A 16332-nucleotide genomic window follows, 5' to 3' on the forward strand; every position below is an offset into this window, starting at 1 on the left:
AGCGTGTAACATGTCGGGGTCAACACCTGACCAGGAAACCGAGCGTCCGACGTCGCTGGGCATCTATGATCGCCCGGGGCGTCCTTCGGTGACAATTATCGAGATCGTAGCCATCGCGCTGAGCGTGGTATGGCTGATCGTGGCGGTGGTCTTTCTGGTCATGCCCGGTCCGAATCAAACCGGTGGGTTTGTGGTGACCCTACTGGCAGTGTTCATGCCTGTCGCGATGATCTGGGTTGCGGCCACCGCGATGCGCGCCAGTCGGATCATGCGCGAAGAAAGTGCCCGGCTACAAACCGCGATCGATGCCATTCGCAACGCCTATGTCATACAGCAGCAACGAGCAGCCAGCACCTATGAGCCAACCGTCAGCAAGAAGCTGGATGAAATAGCTGAGACCGCCAAAAACACCGAAACCGCACTGGCAACCTTTTCGTCCCAGCGTACCGAGCCGGCAAAGATTACTCCGCCGACAAACGGAACTGGTGATCAAACCTCGCTGGAGCTCGGGACTTCGGCCGAGGATATCGCGCCGCCCCTGACCACGGATATCTTCATTCGCGCGCTGAACTTCCCCGAAACTGCGGAAGACACCGTTGGGTTCGATGCATTGCGACTGGCCCTGAAGGACCGAAAGACCGCGCAACTGGTACAGGCGTCGCAGGATGTTCTGACATTGCTGAGCCAGGAAGGCATCTACATGGATGACCTGCGGCCTGACATGGCCCGCCCCGAGGTTTGGCGTCAGTTTGCCCAAGGCGCGCGCGGGCGCGCCGTTGCAGCACTCGGCGGCATCCGGGACCGCTCCTCGCTGGCGCTGACATCGGCCCGGATGAAGCAGGATCCGATATTCCGGGATGCAGCCCATCATTTTTTGCGTCGCTTCGACAACATGATCGTGGAGTTCGAACCCGCAGCCAGCGATGCCGATCTGACCGCGCTGGGTGAGACCCGAACCGCACGGGCGTTCATGCTGCTGGGTCGCGTCGCCGGAACCTTCGACTAGTCTTTCGGGACGGGCCAGCTCATCCGTGTTGAAATGCTAAAGCCGAACAGGTGACGAAAAGGTCCGGTTTCTTCTTCACCGACGACTCTGAAACCCTCGCGCGCATACAGTTCGCGTGCGCGAGGGTTGGTGTCGATAACGTCCAGCTGGACTTCGGTCATTCCGGTTCGCAGCGCCTCCGCCTTGATGGCAGATAGCAGCTTGGTCCCGACCCCTTGCCCGCGTGCTTCGGCAGCCACAAAGATTCCATCCATCTGAAATACACCGGGCTGCGTTTTGCGTTCGAGCACACTCAGGATCAGACCGCGCCACGTGCCACCAAGCCAACCATAGATCCGGGCTAGATCTGTAATCGAGCCTTCAGTCAGCCCGCCAGATGATGTTTTGAACCCGGCCAGTCCCAGCATCTGCCCATCCTTATCCCGCGCAACCAGTGCATAGTCGGGGTTCAGGACGCGCTCGAAGAACGCGATCCCGCGTTCTTCGGGACCCATGACCTTGTTGAGCTTACCCGAAAACGCCTGCCAGAACAGGTGCGCTGCCAGACCACGCTCAGCTTCACTGAAACCGCGCGAGACCGAAACTGTCACAACCCAAAGCTTCCATAGGGAATGAACCGCACCGGATCACCCGGTTTGATATGGCGCTCACCATCTTCGATCTCGACCAGTCCTTCGGCCCAGCTGAGACCGCTGATACGCCCTGATCCTTCTGAATGGAACACTTCGACACGACCGTCCCTAACCCGGGCTCTCTGGTATTCGCGGCGACCCGGTTTCTTTCGTTTCTCGAAGCCTGCAGGCAGCTCAAACCCCTGAGGTTCAGACCAGCCTGCCCCCGCCATGAGGCAAAGCGCAGGGCGTGCGAAAATCAAGCTACATACCATTGCTGCCACGGGGTTGCCCGGCAATCCGAATACGGGCGTTTCATTCCACATGCCCAATGCCAGCGGGCGTCCGGGTTTCAGTGCTATGCGCCATTCCTGCATTGCTCCGGCCTCGCGCAGCAGGGCAGAAACGTGATCTTCATCGCCCGCCGAGGCGCCACCGCTGCTCAGAATCACATCCACCTTCTGCGCTGCCTCATCCAGACAGGTACGCAGGGCCTCGCGACTATCTGCGATGCGACCCAGGTCGACCGGCACAAATCCCATCCGTTCGATCAGCGACAACAGCATAGGTCGGTTGGCATCATAAATCTGCCCCGGACCTGCGGCAGCGCCCGGCTCAACCAATTCATCCCCGGTCGACAAGACCGCCACACGCAATTGCTGACGAACAGGCACTTCGGACACTCCGACCGACGACAACAGTGCCAGATCCGCTGGGGTCAAGCTGCGGCCCGCAGACAGGGCCAGCTCTCCTGCCGCCACATCCTCGCCCGCACGGCGCGTATTGGCACCTCGCTTCAAGGGGCCACGAAAGGCGATATGGCCGTCCTGAACCGTGACATCTTCCTCAAGTATGACCGTATCGACACCATCGGGTAACGCTGCGCCAGTAAGAACCCTGAGCGCAGAACCTTCGGGAACCTGACCATCGAATGGGATACCCGCTGCCGCCCGTCCTTCGGTCAAAGGCAAAACATAGGTTCCGTCCGAAATTTCCACCGCAAATCCATAGCCATCAACAGCGGTGTTGCGCTGCGGCGGGTTGGATCGTTGTGCGATCATGTCTTCCGCAAGAATACGGCCAGAAGCCTGCATGAGCGGCAGCGTCGCCACACCCGTCACGGGCCTCAGCCTGTCGCGCAGCAAAGCCAGCGCATCATCAACCGGCGTCCAGTTCACCCCTGCGGGCAGAGCGAAGCAATCGTTCTGCAAAGGCGGCGGCGCAATGTCAGGTTTGTTTTGCGAACTGGTCAATTTCAACGTTCCTTTTGTTCGCCGACACTCAGGTCTCTGATCCGCTGGACGTGTCTGGAATACCTTGATCCTTTGACTTTGATAATTGGGGGATTGGCCTCACAATCCAACCTCCTGCAGCACAAAGTCAGCGATAGCCTGCGTATCGTTCAGATCAAAAACCGGACGATCCAGAGTAAGTTCCGTGTCACTGGCGACTGCGCGAATAGTCTCGTCATTGGCCGCGATCAGGGGATTTCCGGGTTCTTTTCGAAAAGCCTCAATCTTGGGGTGCCGCTCGCGTTTATAGCCCTCGATCAAAATCAGATCGACAGGCGACAGGCGGCCAAGCAATTCCTCCAGTGATGGTTCCGGAGCGCCGCGAAGTTCCTGCATCAGCGCCACGCGCTTGCCCGAGGCTAATAGCACCTCATTGGCGCCAGCCGTCCGATGGCGATAGCTGTCGCGCCCCGGCTGATCGACATCAAAGGCGTGATGGGCGTGCTTTACGGTTGAAACGGAAAAGCCACGCCCGGTGATTTCAGCCACCAACCGCTCCATCAACCCGGTTTTGCCCGCGTCTTTCCAACCGGTGACTCCGTATAACCTCATGCGCGCTCCAGCATGTCTTGCGCCAGTTGCAAATCATCGGGCGTGTTAACGTTAAAAAACGGATCGAATGGGTCAGATGAAAACAGCGCCTCACGCCCGTCATGCTTGTCGGTCCACAGAACCACCTTGCGCAGCCCGTCATTCAAAGCCGCCCGCAGGTCGTCCCGCAGGTCCACCGGCCAAAGCCCAAAGGTGGGGTGCCGATTGACCCGCTTTCCACCTCCGGATTTCAGCGCCTCCTCTCCGGTGCGTGGTGTCGTTGCCATGACCAGTGGATGTTTCTGATCCTCAGCCGCATTCATCAACCGCATAACCAGATCGTGCGGGAAAAACGGCGTGTCGGCGGCAGCGGTCACGATGCTGTCCGCACCCTGTTCCGCAGCCCAATCCAGTCCGGCGAGAACACCGGCCAGTGGTCCGGCAAACCCCTCGATCGTGTCTGCAATCACCGGTAAATCAAAATCGGCAAAGCGCGCTGGATCACCATTGGCATTCAGCGCAAGCCCGTCCACCTGCGGGGCGAGACGGTTGATCACATGGCTCAATAGGCTCTGCCCGCCAAGTTGCAGCAAACTCTTGTCTCCGCCGCCCATTCGGGTGGCGAGACCACCAGCGAGGATAACCCCCAAAGGTCGCTTCATTCTCTAACCTCGTTCTACGCCCAATGCCGCTGCCACCCTACAGTTCCTTCAGCCTAGCTGAAATGCCGATGGATAAAGTTGATGCAGGACAAACAGCCACATGATCAGCGTTCCGACCGCCAGAAACGAAGTTGCCGAGACTATATGTGCCGCTAGCTGAGGTTCCTGATCATAGTGTTTTGCCAACAGAAAGATATTCTTTGCAGTCGGCACCGCCGCCGAAACCGTCGCCGCAATCGTCCAAAGCGGATCGAGCCCCACAAGATGCGCGGCGATTAGCACAAGGCCGGGGGCGACAATCAGTTTCGTCAGGGTCAGAAACAGGATCAGAGGGCCGGTCTGCAGGATCGTGCGGACGCTGGTCGTATACCCGATTGCAAACAGTGCAACTGCGGCCAGTGCCTGGCTCAGCAGTGCGAGGTAATCTGAAACAGCGTCTGCGAAACCGATCCCGGTGAAGGAATAGATGACACCGGCCAGCGTCGCGGCGATGATCGGGTTTTTCAGGATATTCAGGATAATCGTCGGCACAGGCGTTTTTGTCGCCGCCGATTGCCTCGAGCTGCTTTCCAGAATGGTGGTCAGCAACAACAACAGCATCGCCACCACCAGATTTGCCAGCACCGCTGGCAGCGCACCGCTTGCACCAAAGATCGCATGCAGCACAGGCAGAGCGACAAGCGCGGTGTTGGAGGCAACGGCCGCGAATGCAGCAACGGTGGCGGAACCGACTGACTTCCCCAGTACCAGCCGGAAGCCGATGAACAGCACCACAAAAAGCACCAGAAGAGTTCCCCCATAGGCAAGGTAGAAGCCGTAGTTGAGGAGGTTTTCAAATTTTTCCTGCCCGATCAGATAGAACATGATCGCTGGGATCAGGACATAAACCGCAAACTGCACCAACGACTCTGAGGTGTCCTTGGCCAACAGGTTAGTCCAGGAAAAGACGTACCCGGTAAGGATGACTGCAAAAACCGGTGCGATGAGATTAATGAGTTCCATGCAAACCCCAATCTAAAATATGGCCGGCGCTTTGGCCCGGGAAACGGGCCGCACATTGCGACACCCTAGGACATATCTTCAGGATTTTGCAGTGTTTTTTGTATCAGGACGATCCGATCGCACTCAGTCGGGGGCCGGTAAGTCTGCAGCGCTCTTCCGGCGATGCTTCTTGTCTTCTACTGCCACGGTTGCCGGGTCGGCGTCTCGGACCAGTCGGTCTTCGCCAGACAGGCAGACAAACCGCTGACCACGCATGCGACCGATCAGGGTCAGGCCAACTTCGCGCGCGATTTCGACGCCCCATGCGGTAAATCCGGATCGAGAGGCCAGAACGGGGATGCCCATCATCGCCGTCTTGATCACCATCTCCGAGGTCAGCCGTCCCGTCGTATAGAGTATCTTGTCTTCGGCTGCTTCCCCTTCGGACAGCATCCAGCCCGCAATCTTGTCCACGGCATTGTGGCGTCCAACATCTTCCATATAGACCAGTGGACGATCCTCGCGACACAGGACCGTGCCATGGATCGCCCCCGCTTCGAGATAAAGAGAAGGGGTGCGATTGATCTTGGCCGCCAGATCATAAAGCCACGACGTCCGGACCTGGACCTGTGGCAGGCGCACATCTTCGAGCCCTTCCATCATGTCTCCGAATACCGTGCCCACGGCGCATCCGCTGGTGCGGGTCTTTTTCTTCAGCTTGTCTTCGTAAGAGGTTTCACGCGCGGTACGCACAATTACAGTTTCCAGATCGTCGTCATAATCAACCCGCGTGATCTGATCATCGGGCAGCAACATGCCCTGATTGCGCAGAAAGCCCAGCGCCAGGTACTCAGGGTAGTCTCCGATCGTCATTGCCGTCACGATTTCCTGTGAATTCAGGAAGATCGTCAGCGGGCGCTCCTCAACCACGGAAATGTTGCTGACATCACCATTCTGATCCACGCCCTCAACTGCGCGTGTCAGGCGCGCGGCACTTGGGTCTGGCGCGATGACGTATTCCGACAGATCTGTTTCGACGGCCAATTGCAACCCTTTCACAAGCCAGCTACTGCTTTGTCCAACACCATAGGATTTAGCCATGGCATTCACCACATCCAAGTCATACTTCTGGAAGGGTTTTCGGGATGGAACCCCGTTCATTTTCGTAGCGATCCCATTTGGCACCCTGTTTGGCGTCTTCGCGACCGAAGCAGGGCTGAATATCGTGCAGACGATGGCCTTTACCGCGACGGTGTTTGCCGGGGCCGCGCAGTTTGCAGCGCTACAATTGCTGCAGGAAAACACACCAACGGCGATCATCCTGGTTTCGGCTTTGGCGGTCAATCTGCGGATGGCGATGTATTCAGCCTCGCTGACCCCCTATCTGGGGGCTGCTCCGATGTGGCAGCGCGCTATCGCAGCCTATCTGACGGTCGATCAATCCTATGCCTGCTCGATCGTGCAGTTCGAGAAAGAACCCGATCTGACGATCCCGCAGCGCATGGCTTATTTCTTTGGTTCAGTGGCACCGATCACGCCACTCTGGATACTGGCCACTTACATGGGTGCCGTGCTTGGCACGCGTATACCCGAAAGCTGGGCGCTGGATTTTGCGCTGCCAATTACGTTTCTGGCGATGATTGGCCCAATGATGCGAACGCTGCCCCATGTGGTCGCCGCAATGGTCGCAATAGTCGTTTCGCTGCTGACGGTGGCCATCCCTTACAATCTTGGCCTGCTAATCGCGGGGTGTGCCGGAATGATGGCTGGTGCGCAGGCTGAACTGATGATGGAACGCAGAAAGGCCAACGCATGAACCAGGTCGATCCAGTAACCATGTGGACTATCATCGTAGGGCTGGCTGTCGGCAGCTATACCCTGCGCTTTGTCTTCATCGGATTTGTCGGGGATCGCCCGATGCCACCATGGCTGCTGCGCCATCTGCGCTACACGGCGGTTGCGATCCTGCCTGCATTGATTGCGCCACTGGTTGTCTGGCCATCCGCAACTGCGGGGCAGCCTGATGCACCACGCATGGCTGCAGCGGCAGTTGCCCTGACCGTTGGTCTTGTCACCAAGAATGTGCTGGCGGCCATCTTTACCGGGGCCGCCACACTTTATGGTCTGCTGTATTTACTGGGATAAACCCGCTGCCTGCTGATTGAGGCGCGCATTGTTTGCTGCAAGACCTTTCTGAAGGTCCGCATCATCATATTCCCGGTATTCCGTGGTCACGACGCCCGGGATTTGCCCAAATTGCTCTGCCAATTTGACCGGGAAAAAGGTCACATCGATCTGCTCGAACCCGGGAACCTGCTGTAGAATCCGAGAGGTTGAATTGGCGCAATAGGCCCCCGCCACCGGTCCGGATTGCTTGGCAAGCTGATAGGCAACCTCGGCCTGCTGTGGGCTGACCTCGATCGTCTGAACGAGGGCATAGTGCGTCTCGCGTGCATGCGAGCTGCGATAGGCCCGTTCGACAGCCGGGGTAATTCCGTACAGGACGTCATCCTTGACCGGCACTATATCTGCCCGGAAAGAACCCGCCGGATCAAAAATCACCCGCTCGCTGGCGCCGATCATCAAGGATGTATGCGCGCCAGACCCTGTACGGGTGTTGATCATGGTATAGAGCGTGAGTGTGGATGGACCCGGATCTTGATAGGATCGCGCAACAATCTCAGCCTGATCGGCTTGCGGACGCTTGGATACTGCGCAGCCAGCCACGGTCACTGCCAGAAGGCAGGCAATCAAAATCCTGATCACGGATGCACTCGCCCAGATTTACGCAGCGAACACTGCCAGGAACAGGCACAGAAGGACGATCGCCACTACGCACCATGTGGTGAATTTGATGAAACCGTCAAAGGTTTTGGTTTGAACGGTGATGTCCATCTCGCCGTGCTTGTATTCAGCCATGTCTCTAGAATCCCAATTCGCGTGTTTATCGGTTGAATAATGGAAAACTCAGGGCCTGTCACCACGTCATTCCCGCGCAGGGGTGGGCAAAGCAAAGACCGAGCAGTTTGGGTAACCAAACCCCCAACGCCATGGCAGGCCGGTGCAGGGGCCCCCGCCAAAACGGACCGCCATGTACATGCCTTCTGCAGTAATAGAATGTGCCGAGCGGACCTGATCCGGTGTCATGTCGTAACGGATCGCGTATTCGTCGGCATGGGCATTCCCGTGCTCTTTGACACAGGACCGCAGTGTCTGATCTGCGGATAGTCTGGCATCAAAGCTATCTTCTGCGCGCAACGCACCGCCAGCGTTGTGATAGGCCCGATCGTGATTAACGCAACAGTCTTCCCAAGGAGGGCGCTCCTCGTAAAGTCTTGCGAATTCCGGAAAGGTGTCCGCCACCAGCCGCCAACTTGCCGACATACCGCCCGAACATCCGTCGGTTTCGAACTCTGTCAGTTCACCAGTACCGCGTTGTTCAATCAATGCGCGGTGGCCCGGCATTTCCACACCGCGCATCAATTCCTGCGCCTGAACGGGAACTGCCAGACAAGCCAGAACCAGTGACAGTTCAGGGGCTTTCATCGCGCATTGCCTCAGTATCCACCGAAAGACCAAAGGTTGTTGCAAGCCACAGCAGCAACCGCTCACCCGGCCCCATTTCAGCGCGAACCCGCAGCACCTCGTTGGCCATTGCAGGCCGGTCGGTGATCAGACCATCCACACCCATCGAAGCCATTGCAGACATCTGCAACGGGTCATTCACGGTCCAGACATAGATATCCTTGTCTGCATCATGAACCGACCGGATAAGGCCCGGAGTGACCATCGCAGCGTTGACGGCGACAAAATCCCCTTCCAGACCGGACAGGTCTCCAATGGCTGTCGCGGCCAAAACACCGGAGCGCCAATCGGGGCGCAGAGATTTCATCTTTTGGACAGCTGGGTATTTCAGCGACATTGTCGCAATGTCATCCTGCATTCCCAGTTCTTCAACGATCTGAATCACACGGTTTTCCAGATCGACATCATGGCCGTAGTACTTCAGCTCGATGATGACCTTGGACTTTCCCTTCGCCGCGCTCAGAACATCCCGCAGAGTCGGGGTGCGTTCTGCGGCATACTCCGGACCAAACCAACTGCCGATATCAATTTCAGCCACATCCTCCATCGTGGCGTCCCAGACCTTCAGATTCACGCCGGCAAGCTTCATGAAGTCACTGTCATGGGCGACGATGACCACGTCGTCTGAGGTCTCCTGAACGTCAATCTCGACCCAATCCGCGCCATCCTCGATGGCCTTCAGGACCGAGGCCATGGTGTTTTCCGGGCGCAGCGCAGCAGCACCGCGATGACCGATAACCTCGGCATGATCAGGGGCCTGAACCCGCTCGAGCAGGCCCTGCCCCATCCACAATCCAAATAGCAACGCCGCAATTGCAGCGCCAACCGTCACAAACACGGGTGTGCGTATGTTTGTGGGTTCGGGATGCGGGATTTCACCGGTTTTGGTTTCAAAGAACCCGTCCAACAGCACCGCCAACGCACCCAGTGCAGTCGCTGCCAAAACCAGCCCGGCCAGAGACCACAGTCCAGCCACCAGCAAACTCAGGGTCAAAGCAAATCTCAGATTTACCCCATCCTGCAAAGGCACCAACGCGAATAATATGCCTGCAACAGCTGCAATCAGTGCCGCGATGACGAAACGCAGAGCCAGCCACAACACAAGCTCAACCTTCAGGCGGCCACGCTTGCCTTCCATCCGTTCAGCGCTCTGATCAAACGCGGCAGAGGGTTCACAATCTTCAAAAAGAACCAGATGCAAGGACAAAGCCCAGGCCGAGAGCTTGCGGATCAGGACCCATGCCAGTGCCAGCACGACAATCCCGATCAGAACAACGGCAACCTTAAAGGCAGGCGGGTGAAAGGTCAGATAATAGTTGATGTCATACTCGGTCAGCGTCCACCACGCGATTATTCCGGCGACCGCCACGAATGGCAGGGCCAGCAACAGAACCCGTAATATGAAGCGCACTGCAAAGCCAAACAGCGCAGGTAGACGTGACAGGATCAGACGGATGGCGGCACTGCCTGCGCGCCATGGATCACGCTCACCCATGCGCAGTGAGCCTGCCATGACAGAAAACACGAAGACTTCTGCCAGCAGAAACAGGCTCAAAACCACGATCGCAGCGATAAATCCTGCTGGGGAAAGGATGAACATTGCGATGTCCTGATCCGTCAGCGCTGTTTGATTGGACAGCGAAACGGCCAGATTTACAGCGATGGCAACACCCGGCGCGATCAGGGCCACCAAGAGCAACCGCACGGCAATATAGATCGGCACAAAGACCCGCCGCCGGGCCCAGGCACCGGCATAGGCATTTGTAACAGCTGAGAAATATGTCACGCGGCGCCCTCCTGAGTATCGCACTCATTCAAGGCTGCGAAAGCGTGAATTGCAAGTCAGGTTGTCAGGTTTCTTCCAGATCTGCCGCCAGTCGGAAACCGATACGGTTGGCAGGCTTATCCTCAACGGACTTGGGCAAGGCACGCAGCATCACGTTCAGCTGGCTGACATGTTGCACCAGTTGCGTACGTGCGCCGGCGCCATCTGAACCATAGAAGGTGATGATATCGGGATCGAAATACCCCATCCCTTCGATCCGCATCACGCCCGCGTCGCCTCCGGTAAAGCCCATGGCAACTTCATGATCGCCATCCAGCGTCTTTTCAAAGTTCTGAATGTACAGGATCAGTCGCTCATATGCCCATTGGGCGGGGCTTTTGGTTGCAACGGGCTTTTGCAGGGGCTCGGGCAGAGCTTTGGTGCCGGATTCAGCATTCGGGTTGGCATGCACTTCATAGCAGCGTGGCAACGCTGCTGCCTCGGCAGCCTCGGCCGATGTTTCGATCTTGTCCTGCATACGCATCTACCCTTTGCGCTGGTATTCCCATGCCCCGTCCGCGCGACGCGACCGGCTCACAGACCCAATGTGGTAGAGATGGTTCAGGTGTGCAACCGCTTCGACCAGTGCGAGGCCATATTCACCTTCGCGAATTGGTCGCTTGAACAGGGGGGCAAAGCAATCAGCAGCGGCTTTTGGCGTATCCAGATCGTCAATCAAACGCGCCAGCGCGCCATGGTGGTTTTCGATCAGTTGCCGCATCCGCACAGGCAATCCGGTAAACGGCAGCTTGTGACCGCCCAACACCAGTTGATCCGGATGCGCCAGCGATTGCAGACGCTCACAAGCCTCAAGCCAGTCCGAGACCGGATCGGCCATGGGTTCCGTCGCATAGACGCCCAGGTTGGGGCTGATCGAACTGATGATCTGATCACCTGTCAGCACCAGATTGTCGTCCCGACTCCAGAACGTGGCATGTTCGGGGGCATGGCCATTGCCCATATGCACATCCCAGTCGCGCCCGCCCATATGGATCACGTCGCCCTGCTTGATCCGGGTAAAGCCCAGCGGCATCGGATAAACAGTGTCCGAGAAATTGAACGGCCGCTCGGCCATACGCTTTTCAAGAACGTCCGCAGCCATACCTGCGCTGCGATAGAAATCTAGCGTTTCCTGAGGCCAGTTCTCCTGAACGTCCAGCGTCAGCATCCGGGCGAACAGCCAGGCTGTACGGCTGGTTATCAGTTCGGCACCGTGTTCTGACTGAAACCAACCCGCATTCCCGACATGATCGGGGTGGTGATGTGTAACCACGATGCGTTTGACCGGTTTCCCAGACAGGGGACCGGACATCAGTTGTACCCAGATGCCACGCGTCTTTTTCGATGACATGCCAGTGTCGATGACAGTCCAGCTGTCACCGTCATCCAGCGCAAAGACGTTGACGTGATCCAGTGCCATCGGCAACGGAAGACGCATCCACAAAACACCATCGGCGACTTCAATTGCCTCACCTGGTGCCGGTGGTTCGGACCAGGGGTATCGGATCGCCGGAGGCTGCACGCCGTCCATCACGCGGCCAACTCATCGGCGCTGAGCGCAAAGAGGTCTTCGGCACCATTCTGCGCCTGCGCCAGCAAACCCGCATGTTCAGGAAGCAGGGCGTTGATATAATAGCGCGCCAGTTTCGCCCGCGGACCGTCCGGATCAGCCAGCGCTGCGGACAGGTGGTAGTGCCCGCCCAGCACCCGCGCGAAAGCGTTGAGATAGGCAACCGCCCCGGCGAAGCGGTTATTGAGGTCATCCTGCGACACAAGCCATTCGGTGGCTTCGCGCAGGGATTCGGTTGCTTCCCAGACCGGACCAGCCAGTTCGGGCACGGTCGCCCGGGCTTTTTCAGCCTGATCCTCGATCTCGTCCAGAAGTCGCGAGGCTGCCTCACCACCATCCATCATCTTGCGGGCAACAAGATCCATTGCCTGAATGCCATTGGTACCTTCGTAGATCGCAGTCACGCGGACATCGCGGTAGTACTGCGCGGCCCCGGTTTCCTCGATGAAGCCCATGCCACCGTGCACCTGCACACCTGTTTCGGCGACCCGCATACCGGTCTGGGTACCAAAGGCCTTGCCGATCGGCGTCAGCAGCGCGGCGCGTGCCGCCCATTCTGCATCGCCGGTCGCCTGCGCCATATCGATGGCTTGGGCATTGGCCAGCATGATCGCTCGCGCTGCAAAGACGTCAGCGCGCATTTCGGTCAGCATACGACGCACATCCGCATGATCGATGATTGTGCCCGAAGGTGTCTTGCCCTGTTTCCGCTCCAACGCATAGGCCAGTGCATGCTGGTACGCGCCTTCGGCGGAACCGACGCCTTGCCCGCCAACACCCAGACGCGCATTGTTCATCATGGTAAACATGGCCGCCATACCGCCATGTTCCTTGCCGACCAGCCAACCGGTCGCTCCGTCATACTGCATCACGCAGGTCGGAGAGCCATGCAAACCCATCTTGTGCTCGAGCGAGACGACCTTGAGATCATTCGCGACGCCGGGCTTGCCGTTTTCATCTGGAATGTACTTAGGCACCAGGAACAGTGAAATGCCCTTTGTGCCTGGAACGCCATCGGGCAGCCGTGCCAGCACCAGATGACAGATGTTTTCGCAGAAGTCGTTGTCACCCCACGAGATATAGATCTTCTGCCCGGTCACAGCGTAGGTGCCGTCACCATTAGGCACCGCCTTTGAGGACAACGCCCCGACATCCGATCCGGCCTGCGGTTCAGTCAGGTTCATCGTTCCCGACCATTCACCTGACATCAGCTTGGGCAGATACAGCTTTTTCAGCTCATCGCTCGCGTGATGTTCCAGCGCCTCGATCTGTCCCTGGCTCATTAACGGAGCCAGCTGCAGCGACAGGCAAGCCGCGCTCATCATTTCGTTCACGGCGGTGGTCACGGTCATCGGCAGCCCCATGCCGCCATATTCGGGATCGCCACTCATCCCGATCCATCCGCCTTCGGCGATCGCTTTCCAGCCATCAGCGTAACCAGTTGACGTACGCAAAACACCGTTTTCCAGCCGGGCTGGTTCCAGATCGCCGGGACGCTGAAGCGGAGCCATGACCTCTTCGCACATCTTGCCCGCCTCGGACAGGATCGCGCTGACCACGTCTGCACTGGCCTCGGAAAACTTGTCGGTGGCGGCGACCTGGTCAAACCCCACAACATTGCTGAGCAGGAACTCGTAATCGGAGATTGGAGCGCGATATGGCATGGCTTCCCTCGGAGTTTGTCTGGCGCCTTGTACACATGGGCTTGGATTCCACAAGCCACGCCGTTAATCATCTGGGCTGGGACGATTACCTACGCTTCCCTATGTTGCAAGCAACCAAAACGCGGCGTCACCATACATGATCCCTAATGGCACTGAATACTTATCCGCCGATCCATCCGGTATCGCTCAGGCTGCTGACCTGCTGCGTCAGGGCTTGCTGGTCGCCTTCCCGACCGAAACCGTCTACGGCCTAGGTGGTGACGCCCGAAACGGTGAGGCGGTCGCCTCTATCTACGCAGCTAAAGGACGGCCAAGCTTCAATCCGCTGATCGCGCATGTCGCCTCGGCCGAAGCTGCCAAGCGTTTCGTGCAGTGGTCCGATCAGGCGGAAAAGCTGGCGGATGCTTTCTGGCCCGGCCCCCTTTCACTGGTTCTGCCCTTGCGTGATGGTCATGGAGTGTCTTCGCTGGTAACGGCGGGTCTGGACACTTTGGCTGTCCGCGTTCCCGCACATCCGACGGCACGCGCGCTTCTCGAGGCGGTTGACGGTCCTGTCGCGGCACCCTCGGCCAACCCATCCGGCCGGATCAGCCCAACCACCGCAGAGCATGTTCGCGAAGGTCTGGATGGACGTATTGCGGCCATTCTGGATGACGGACCTTGTGGTGTCGGTCTTGAGTCCACCATCGTCGGTCTTGCGGGCGAGCCTGCTCTGCTACGGCCCGGAGGTGTGGCGCTTGAAGACATCGAAGCCGTTCTTGGTACCGAGTTGCACCACCACAAGCCCGGAGATTTGCTGACGGCACCCGGGCAGCTGCAATCCCACTATGCGCCGGATGCATCCGTACGCCTGAATGCGCAGTCGCGTCAGGGGGACGAGGTTTTGTTAGGTTTCGGGACAGTAGAGTGTGATGAAAACCTCTCTGCTGAAGGAAATCTGATTGAGGCGGCGGCCAATCTGTTTGCGGCACTGCATAAGCTCGACGGCTCAGGTCGCCCGATAGCTGTCACCCCGATCCCCGAAAATGGGCTGGGTGCTGCAATCAATGACCGTCTGCGGCGTGCAGCGGCCCCGCGCGACAGCTGATCAGGCGCGGCCGGCGCTGGCTGAAAGAGTCAGAGGATCGACACCAAGCGAGGCAAGCGCCGCCGACCATTTCTCGTCATCGGGGACATCAAAGACCAGCTTTGGGGTGGCTTCAGTCGTGAGCCAGCCATTCATGGCAATCTCATCTTCAAGCTGATCCGGCCCCCAGCCGGAATAGCCAAGCATGAGCATCGAATTCAGCGGGCCACGCCCTGCGGCCACATCTTCCAGAACATCCAGTGTGGCCGTCATACTGAAATCATCCGTAATCTGCATCGAGTGCAGGTTAGCCTCGTAGTCCGAGCTGTGCAGGACAAAACCGCGGGACATTTCGACTGGTCCGCCAAAATGAACCAAACGCTCACCAACAACCGGAATCTGGCATGGAATATTGAGCTGTCCAAGCAGGGTTTTGACCCGCAGATCAGAGGGTTTGTTGATGATCAGACCCATCGCCCCGTCATCGCCATGACTACACATATAGACCACCGAATGATCAAAGCGCGGATCGCCCATGCCGGGCATCGCAATCAACAGTTTTCCGGTAAGTTCCATACGTAGAAATCTCTTGGCACTGACTGGTTCAACAATGGCCCCGTGCAATGGGCATTGGCAAGGGACCAACGGCGAATTCCCCCGATTTCATCGTGGTGACCGGAACGTGACTTGGCAATCCGGGCCGTAACACGCATGTATGTAGCATGAAGTCATTTCGCAAACCCATCGCGGCCGCTTTGTCCGCAAGTCTCTGTTTTGCCGCTCCCGCCATGGCGCAGGGCGTCGACAACCTTGTTCAGCTCGAGATTCTGGATGGCGGGAAGACCTCCAAGGGCACCTATCTGGGCGCGCTTCGGCTGGACCTGAAAGATGGCTGGAAAACCTATTGGCGCGCACCCGGCGATGCGGGGATTCCACCGCAGTTTGACTGGAGCGGATCGGCCAATATCGAGGATATCTCGATCACCTGGCCCGCACCTCATGTCTTTGACCAGAATGGGCTGCGTTCAATCGGCTACGAAGACCAGCTGGTTCTGCCGATTGAGATTACGCCGAGGAACGCAAAGAAACCCGTGCGACTGCGCGGCGAGATGGATCTGGGAGTCTGCAAAGATGTCTGCGTTCCCGGGCGCCTGGATTTCGACCACACCGTAGATGCGAATGCGGGGCGTAATCCGGCGATTGCCGCTGCACTGGCGCAACGCCCATATTCGGCCCGCGAAGCAGGTGTCGCCAAAGCCGCGTGCCATCTCACGCCAACAGCAGACGGCATGCAGATCGAAGCGCATATCACCATGCCCTCAAGCGGCGGTGAGGAAATCGCCGTCATCGAACCGGGCAATCCAACGCTTTGGGCGTCTCCGCCCGAAACATCACGGAACGGAAATACTCTGGTTGCAAGATCCGAGGTCATCAGCGCGTCGGGCGGTCCGTTTGCATTGGACCGGTCCGAAGTTCGGATTACGGTGCTGGGTGCAAAACACTCGGTCGATATCCAGGGATGCAGCGCGGGCTGATTGA

The 16332-nt window shown here is 58.1% G+C and carries 19 protein-coding genes; 5 read left to right on the plus strand and 14 right to left on the minus strand.

Going from position 1 to position 16332, the window contains the following annotated elements:
* The first annotated feature begins 10 nt into the window (after positions 1-10).
* On the plus strand, positions 11-1006 hold the full coding sequence (locus ACR0IO_RS10705; protein ID WP_155149741.1) for a hypothetical protein: 996 nt from the start codon (positions 11-13) through the stop codon (positions 1004-1006).
* Here ACR0IO_RS10705 and ACR0IO_RS10710 read toward each other — a convergent pair.
* The 6 genes from ACR0IO_RS10710 to ACR0IO_RS10735 all read right to left on the minus strand — a co-directional run bounded on the left by ACR0IO_RS10710 (position 1003) and on the right by ACR0IO_RS10735 (position 6184).
* On the minus strand, positions 1003-1596 hold the full coding sequence (locus tag ACR0IO_RS10710) for a GNAT family N-acetyltransferase (protein ID WP_480741518.1): 594 nt from the start codon (positions 1594-1596) through the stop codon (positions 1003-1005). The genes ACR0IO_RS10705 and ACR0IO_RS10710 overlap by 4 nt on opposite strands.
* A complete protein-coding gene (locus tag ACR0IO_RS10715; protein ID WP_480741519.1) occupies positions 1593-2870 on the minus strand; it encodes a molybdenum cofactor synthesis domain-containing protein in 1278 nt (425 codons plus the stop codon). The genes ACR0IO_RS10710 and ACR0IO_RS10715 overlap by 4 nt, the downstream gene beginning before the upstream one ends.
* Positions 2871-2969: 99 nt before the next feature.
* Positions 2970-3461: a molybdopterin-guanine dinucleotide biosynthesis protein B gene (gene mobB, locus ACR0IO_RS10720; RefSeq protein WP_480741521.1), complete on the minus strand. Its 492-nt coding sequence runs from the start codon at positions 3459-3461 to the stop codon at positions 2970-2972.
* Positions 3458-4102, minus strand: coding sequence for a molybdenum cofactor guanylyltransferase MobA (gene mobA, locus ACR0IO_RS10725; RefSeq protein WP_480741522.1), 645 nt, complete (start codon positions 4100-4102; stop codon positions 3458-3460). The genes mobB and mobA overlap by 4 nt, the downstream gene beginning before the upstream one ends.
* A 48-nt stretch (positions 4103-4150) precedes the next feature.
* Entirely contained in the window at positions 4151-5104 is a 954-nt protein-coding gene (locus tag ACR0IO_RS10730; protein ID WP_480741524.1) for an AEC family transporter, read from the minus strand.
* A gap of 123 nt (positions 5105-5227) precedes the next feature.
* Entirely contained in the window at positions 5228-6184 is a 957-nt protein-coding gene (locus tag ACR0IO_RS10735; protein ID WP_480741526.1) for a formate dehydrogenase accessory sulfurtransferase FdhD, read from the minus strand.
* On the opposite strand from ACR0IO_RS10735, the gene ACR0IO_RS10740 reads away from it, so the two are divergent.
* Both ACR0IO_RS10740 and ACR0IO_RS10745 read left to right on the plus strand, forming a co-directional pair.
* Positions 6183-6899 (plus strand): AzlC family ABC transporter permease, encoded by a 717-nt coding sequence (locus tag ACR0IO_RS10740; RefSeq protein ID WP_170332454.1) that lies wholly within the window; start codon positions 6183-6185, stop codon positions 6897-6899. The genes ACR0IO_RS10735 and ACR0IO_RS10740 overlap by 2 nt on opposite strands.
* Positions 6896-7228 carry an AzlD domain-containing protein gene (locus tag ACR0IO_RS10745; RefSeq protein WP_155149728.1) on the plus strand — a complete coding sequence of 111 codons (333 nt, stop codon included), beginning with the start codon at positions 6896-6898 and terminating at the stop codon, positions 7226-7228. Before ACR0IO_RS10740 ends, ACR0IO_RS10745 begins: the two co-directional genes overlap by 4 nt.
* On the opposite strand, the gene ACR0IO_RS10750 is transcribed toward ACR0IO_RS10745, so the two are convergent.
* From ACR0IO_RS10750 to ACR0IO_RS10780, 7 genes are all read right to left on the minus strand, one after another.
* Positions 7217-7849, minus strand: coding sequence for a hypothetical protein (locus ACR0IO_RS10750; protein WP_170332456.1), 633 nt, complete (start codon positions 7847-7849; stop codon positions 7217-7219). The two genes, ACR0IO_RS10745 and ACR0IO_RS10750, sit on opposite strands and share 12 nt — an antisense overlap.
* Positions 7850-7867: 18 nt before the next feature.
* Complete coding sequence (locus ACR0IO_RS10755) at positions 7868-8002, minus strand: aa3-type cytochrome c oxidase subunit IV (protein ID WP_155149726.1); 135 nt, start codon at positions 8000-8002, stop codon at positions 7868-7870.
* A gap of 66 nt (positions 8003-8068) precedes the next feature.
* Positions 8069-8629: a hypothetical protein gene (locus ACR0IO_RS10760; RefSeq protein WP_480741528.1), complete on the minus strand. Its 561-nt coding sequence runs from the start codon at positions 8627-8629 to the stop codon at positions 8069-8071.
* Positions 8616-10454 (minus strand): glycerophosphodiester phosphodiesterase family protein, encoded by a 1839-nt coding sequence (locus ACR0IO_RS10765; RefSeq protein WP_480741530.1) that lies wholly within the window; start codon positions 10452-10454, stop codon positions 8616-8618. Before ACR0IO_RS10765 ends, ACR0IO_RS10760 begins: the two co-directional genes overlap by 14 nt.
* 64 nt (positions 10455-10518) lie before the next feature.
* Positions 10519-10971, minus strand: coding sequence for a DUF6173 family protein (locus ACR0IO_RS10770; protein WP_170332626.1), 453 nt, complete (start codon positions 10969-10971; stop codon positions 10519-10521).
* A gap of 6 nt (positions 10972-10977) precedes the next feature.
* Positions 10978-12024, minus strand: coding sequence for an MBL fold metallo-hydrolase (locus tag ACR0IO_RS10775; RefSeq protein ID WP_480741532.1), 1047 nt, complete (start codon positions 12022-12024; stop codon positions 10978-10980).
* Positions 12024-13727, minus strand: a complete 1704-nt coding sequence (locus tag ACR0IO_RS10780; RefSeq protein WP_480741534.1) for an acyl-CoA dehydrogenase — start codon at positions 13725-13727, stop codon at positions 12024-12026. The genes ACR0IO_RS10775 and ACR0IO_RS10780 overlap by 1 nt, the downstream gene beginning before the upstream one ends.
* Positions 13728-13863: 136 nt before the next feature.
* Between ACR0IO_RS10780 and ACR0IO_RS10785 the strand changes: the two genes are divergently transcribed.
* Entirely contained in the window at positions 13864-14814 is a 951-nt protein-coding gene (locus tag ACR0IO_RS10785; RefSeq protein WP_480741535.1) for an L-threonylcarbamoyladenylate synthase, read from the plus strand.
* Here ACR0IO_RS10785 and ACR0IO_RS10790 read toward each other — a convergent pair whose 3' ends face one another.
* Positions 14815-15369: a YqgE/AlgH family protein gene (locus ACR0IO_RS10790; RefSeq protein WP_155149715.1), complete on the minus strand. Its 555-nt coding sequence runs from the start codon at positions 15367-15369 to the stop codon at positions 14815-14817. It lies immediately after the preceding gene.
* 146 nt (positions 15370-15515) lie between these two features.
* On the opposite strand from ACR0IO_RS10790, the gene ACR0IO_RS10795 reads away from it, so the two are divergent.
* Complete coding sequence (locus tag ACR0IO_RS10795; protein WP_480741536.1) at positions 15516-16328, plus strand: protein-disulfide reductase DsbD domain-containing protein; 813 nt, start codon at positions 15516-15518, stop codon at positions 16326-16328.
* Positions 16329-16332: the final 4 nt, after the last annotated feature.

The sequence above is a fragment of the Ruegeria sp. CE12 genome, from assembly GCF_056537525.1.